The sequence below is a fragment of the Paenibacillus forsythiae T98 genome (assembly GCF_000520735.1).
GTDB lineage: Bacteria > Bacillota > Bacilli > Paenibacillales > Paenibacillaceae > Paenibacillus_AQ > Paenibacillus_AQ forsythiae.
This window is the reverse complement of record NZ_ASSC01000312.1, coordinates 1-3,978: the sequence shown is the minus strand read 5'-3', so window position 1 is coordinate 3,978 and position 3,978 is coordinate 1. Positions and strand designations below refer to the sequence as shown.

Genomic DNA, 3,978 nt, shown 5'->3' with positions numbered 1-3,978 from the left:
CCTGCCGGTAACGTCGGCGGTGAAGCCCCGGGTTGGCGTGGTCGGCGAGATTCTGATCAAATTCCATCCCGACGCCAACAACCGGATTGCGGATCTGATTGAGGCCGAGGGCGGAGAAGTCGTGATGCCCGATTTTCTCGATTTTGTCTTCTACTGCGTGTACAATCCGATTTACGGAGCGGAGCAGTTCGGGAAGAGCAAGACGCTTGGACTGATTACCCCGCTGCTTATTACGTATATCCAGATGTACCGCAAGCCGATCACGGCGGCGCTTGAAGAGGCGGGACTCGCCCATAAAGACAAGAACATCTACCGGCTCGCCGAAAAGGCCGAACGGCTTGTGTCGGTGGGCAACCAGATGGGTGAAGGCTGGTTCCTGACCGCCGAGATGATGGATCTGCTCGATCACGGAGTGAACAATATCGTCTGCATCCAGCCGTTCGCCTGTCTGCCGAACCATATTACCGGGCGCGGGACGATGAAAGGGCTGAAAGAATTGTATCCAAGCGCCAATATTGCCGCCATCGACTATGATGCGGGCGTCAGCGCGGTGAACCAGACGAACCGGATCAAGCTGATGATGTCGATCGCCAAGGAAATGGAGAGCGGCGGAGCACTCTTTCAAGAGTCTGCCGGGCAAGCGGGGACGAAGCTGAAGGCGGTGCGGGCGTAGACGATAAGCGGGACCACAGCAGGCTTGCTGAGCCCCGCAGGAGCTTTTTACGCGGACGTTGTGACGTCTTTTTATAAATCAGGAGAAAGAGATGATGCCAATGTGGACATCATCTCTTTTTAAAATAATAAGAATGTATTAGTTTCACGCTTATAAAAGGCCTTATATTTCTTCGAGAGACGTACTTGCGTCCTTGGGGGACGCCGTCATCCGTTATCCGGAAGACCTCGCCGGAGCGGCTTTGAACCGGGATGCGTCCCTTTGGCTTGTGTCAGGAGGCGGTTCCCGCTTGTCGCCAGCGCTTAAGCAGGGGCAGCGTCTGGGCAAGCATTCCTCTGGCGTCGGCCTCAGCAAAGCCCTGCTGCACAAGATAACCGGCGCAGAGATCAATCATGCCCTGAAGGGTAATATCAGGCTGCTTAAACTCGCCGTTCTCATAACAATATTTGCAATAGTCCTCAGTCTTGACACCTTCCCGGTCCGTCCCCAGCAGATCTTGCTCCGGCATTGGCATTCCGCAGCTTTGGCAGAATGGTCCGTTATGTTCCATGTGCTGCTCCATTTTCAATCACTCTCCCGCAAATATTTTATTCATACAAAGTATAAACCGGGGAACTGGACAGCTTTATGTCAGGTTGCCGGAATGATATTTGCAGGCAACAGCCGCCGCCCGCTCGCCCAGCCGCTGTCTGACATGCTCCGGTTCCAGCACTTCGGCTGCGGGACCGAGGCTTAGCAAAAAGCCGTACAGCCATTCGTCGACGGGATAACGCAGGGCGACAGTATAGCCGCCGCTGCCGTCCGCCTGAAGCTCGGAGCAGTCGAAGCGCTCCTCCGCGATATGCTTGTCTCCGGCGGCAAAATGCAGGATGATTTCGGTTAAGGATTCACGTTCTCCCGGATAGTCATTCCAGGGCCAATCTCCGAACGAAAGCTCCAGCCTGGTGAAGACCTCGGCCCCCTTAACCACATCCTTCATCCGGGGCAGCTTGAACAGCCGGAAATCCTCCCGCAGTCTGCAGTAGCCGTACAAGTACCAGGACTGGCCCTTCATGACAAGGGTATACGGCTCCACACATCGGGCTGTTGCGGTCCCCTCGGCGCTGACATAGGCAAATGAGACGGTTACGCTCTCCTCCAGCGCCTCTTTGATCAGGGCAAGCTTCTGCTCGGACGCTCCCGGAAGCCCCCAAGGGGAGAAGTCGACAACCTGCCGCGACGCTATGCTGCGGAACTGCCGCGAACGCGAAGGCGGAACGACGCTGTTGATCTTCTCCATCAAACGTTCATGACCGCCCGTAATAGGGGAGAGACTTCTCAGAGCGGAGAAGATTTGCGCCAGCTCACCCTCGGTAAGCACATTCCGGTCGAGCCGGTAGCCTTCGATTAGCCCGATGCCTCCGCCTCCGCCCTGATAGGTGACCACCGGGATTCCAGCCTGGCCCAGCGTCTCGATATCGCGGTAAATGGTGCGCACCGACACCTCGAACATGTCGGCAAGCTCTTTAGCCTGAACAAGCCGCCGCCCCAGCAGCACGATGACGATGGACAGCAGACGATCTATTTTCATAAGAATGAATCTCCTTTCGGCATAGGCATAATGGTGATGTTTTTCCGTAAAAGGACGGTGTGTAATCATCTTATTCTTTTTTTCGAAGTCCGGAAAGGAAGGGGATTTCCATTAAATTAACATTCAATTAATATCTAATTAGATACTTATTTAATTTGATGACAACGAGGATGAACGCCATGACACGAAAAATAACCGCAACGGGCTGCATAAGCGCCGGTTATTACCGATTGTTTGCCGCAGGCATCATCAACGGAAACGGAGATCGTTTCAGCCAGGTTGCCATGCTGTCGATGATTCTCCAGCTTACCGGATCGGGCATGGCCGTCGGCCTGTCGCTCGGGGTCCGGCTCATTCCATATCTGGCGCTTGCGCCGCTGGGCGGCTTTCTGGGCGGGAGGCTGCCGCGCAAGACGGTGCTGGGAGGACTGCTGCTGGAGGGACCGCTGCCCTCGATACGCTGTTGATGCGGGAGACGCCCGCCAGATGGCAACCGCTGCTGTTCGGGCTGTTGACGGCGGCGGGCAGCTCGCTGCTCGGCTCGTCCATGCTGCTCGCAGGCTATCTGCTAACCAGTGTGGAGCCCCGTTCGCTGGGGCTGGCGGGAGGGCTCTGCTCTGCCGCAATTGCTGTGCTGCTCGGGGCGTACGCATGGATGAAGGACAGACACGGCAGTGAGGTCAGCGTTCCTTCGAGGACTCCTTGACTCTGACTGCCACGCCGAGAGCTTTGGGTCTGCGACTGACACGGAAGCGGTAGACGACAATCATCGCGGCCAAGAGGACAGCGGCCAGGGCGATCCATGGGGCGTAAGCCTCGAACAGATGGAATACAGCCGTCCACTGAGGGCCGAACAACCGGCCGATCCCCAGAAACAGAATGACCCAGAACAGGGCGCCGCCATAGGCGCAGAGGGCGAACTTGCGGAAAGGCAAGGCGATGATGCCGGAGAAATATCCGGTAAAATGGCGCACGCCGGGGATGAAATAACCGATCGTGATCAGACCGCTGCCATACCGCTCGAACCAGCGCTGCGTCTTTTCAAGCTTGGCGGGAGAGAACAAGAACCATCGGCCGTACCGCTGAATAAACGGCATTCCGGCTTTGAGGCCGATGAAATACGTGATGGTCATCCCGATTGTTGTTCCGAAGAAGGCGATAACAATCAATACCAGAAAGTCGAGCCGTCCCGCATAGGACAGGTATCCGGCAAAAGCCATCGTCGTCTCCCCGGGAAAGGGCAGCGCGATAAATTCCAGCAGCAGCCCGAAGAACAGCACGCTGTATCCATACTGCGCGAATAATTCCTGTATCCAGTTCAGCATTTCCATAATGGATGTCACTCTCCAAAAAGATGGGCATACGCCGCTCTAAGTTTGCTTGTTCCTGCTTCCATACCGGCTGTTCATAGCGGGAGGGCATGTCTAATCCGCAGCCTGTCCTCATATAATCGAAGCTGAAGGCTGTAGCAGCCAATCGAATGCTGGAGGTAGAGAATATGATTCGGAAAAAGCGCGGAATCAGCCGCCGTACGGCTGTCCGGCTTGGGCTTGCCGCCGCGGTCCTTTTGGCCGCCCTGATTTACCGTGAAGCAGGGAGTGTCCCTTCCCGGAAATCCCCTGGGATGCTTCATGCCCCAGGCAGCGGCGGAGCTGCCGAAGGCAGGAATAGCGCATCGCCCGATTGGGCCATCTCCCGTACGCTGAACGGACGAGCGCATCCTGACCGGCCGGTG

At 56.4% G+C, this 3,978-nt stretch carries 6 protein-coding genes and 1 pseudogene; 4 read left to right on the top strand and 3 right to left on the bottom strand.

The genetic code is table 11. The annotated features are described in order from the left end of the window. Window positions 1-673: pseudogene (locus L692_RS32615) on the top strand (2-hydroxyglutaryl-CoA dehydratase); the annotation flags it as partial. Between the two features lie 271 nt (window positions 674-944). Here L692_RS32615 and L692_RS0110255 read toward each other — a convergent pair. Together L692_RS0110255 and L692_RS0110250 are read right to left on the bottom strand one after the other, a co-directional pair. Next, window positions 945-1,235 carry a zinc ribbon domain-containing protein gene (locus L692_RS0110255; RefSeq protein WP_232238762.1) on the bottom strand — a complete coding sequence of 97 codons (291 nt, stop codon included), beginning with the start codon at window positions 1,233-1,235 and terminating at the stop codon, window positions 945-947. 63 nt (window positions 1,236-1,298) lie between these two features. Continuing rightward, a complete protein-coding gene (locus L692_RS0110250) occupies window positions 1,299-2,243 on the bottom strand; it encodes a helix-turn-helix transcriptional regulator (RefSeq protein WP_025699567.1) in 945 nt (314 codons plus the stop codon). 179 nt (window positions 2,244-2,422) lie between these two features. Here L692_RS0110250 and L692_RS0110245 point away from each other — a divergent pair, with 179 nt between their 5' ends. Continuing rightward, window positions 2,423-2,710 (top strand): hypothetical protein, encoded by a 288-nt coding sequence (locus L692_RS0110245; protein WP_025699565.1) that lies wholly within the window; start codon window positions 2,423-2,425, stop codon window positions 2,708-2,710. Next, window positions 2,710-2,949 (top strand): hypothetical protein, encoded by a 240-nt coding sequence (locus L692_RS0110240; protein WP_025699563.1) that lies wholly within the window; start codon window positions 2,710-2,712, stop codon window positions 2,947-2,949. The genes L692_RS0110245 and L692_RS0110240 overlap by 1 nt, the downstream gene beginning before the upstream one ends. On the opposite strand, the gene L692_RS0110235 is transcribed toward L692_RS0110240, so the two are convergent. Beyond that, on the bottom strand, window positions 2,924-3,574 hold the full coding sequence (locus L692_RS0110235) for a DedA family protein (protein WP_025699561.1): 651 nt from the start codon (window positions 3,572-3,574) through the stop codon (window positions 2,924-2,926). The genes L692_RS0110240 and L692_RS0110235 overlap by 26 nt on opposite strands. A gap of 167 nt (window positions 3,575-3,741) precedes the next feature. On the opposite strand from L692_RS0110235, the gene L692_RS28345 reads away from it, so the two are divergent. Further along, on the top strand, window positions 3,742-3,978 hold a 237-nt coding region (locus L692_RS28345; RefSeq protein ID WP_036723105.1), incomplete at its 3' end, for a hypothetical protein.

What these genes read in the sequence shown, in the direction of transcription:
- L692_RS0110240 (WP_025699563.1), top strand. Translation starts at nt 2,710, where the DNA reads ATGCGGGAGACGCCCGCCAGATGGCAACCGCTGCTGTTCGGGCTGTTG.
- L692_RS0110250 (WP_025699567.1), bottom strand. Translation starts at nt 2,243, where the DNA reads ATGAAAATAGATCGTCTGCTGTCCATCGTCATCGTGCTGCTGGGGCGG.
- L692_RS0110235 (WP_025699561.1), bottom strand. Translation starts at nt 3,574, where the DNA reads ATGGAAATGCTGAACTGGATACAGGAATTATTCGCGCAGTATGGATAC.
- L692_RS0110255 (WP_232238762.1), bottom strand. Translation starts at nt 1,235, where the DNA reads ATGGAGCAGCACATGGAACATAACGGACCATTCTGCCAAAGCTGCGGA.
- L692_RS0110245 (WP_025699565.1), top strand. Translation starts at nt 2,423, where the DNA reads ATGACACGAAAAATAACCGCAACGGGCTGCATAAGCGCCGGTTATTAC.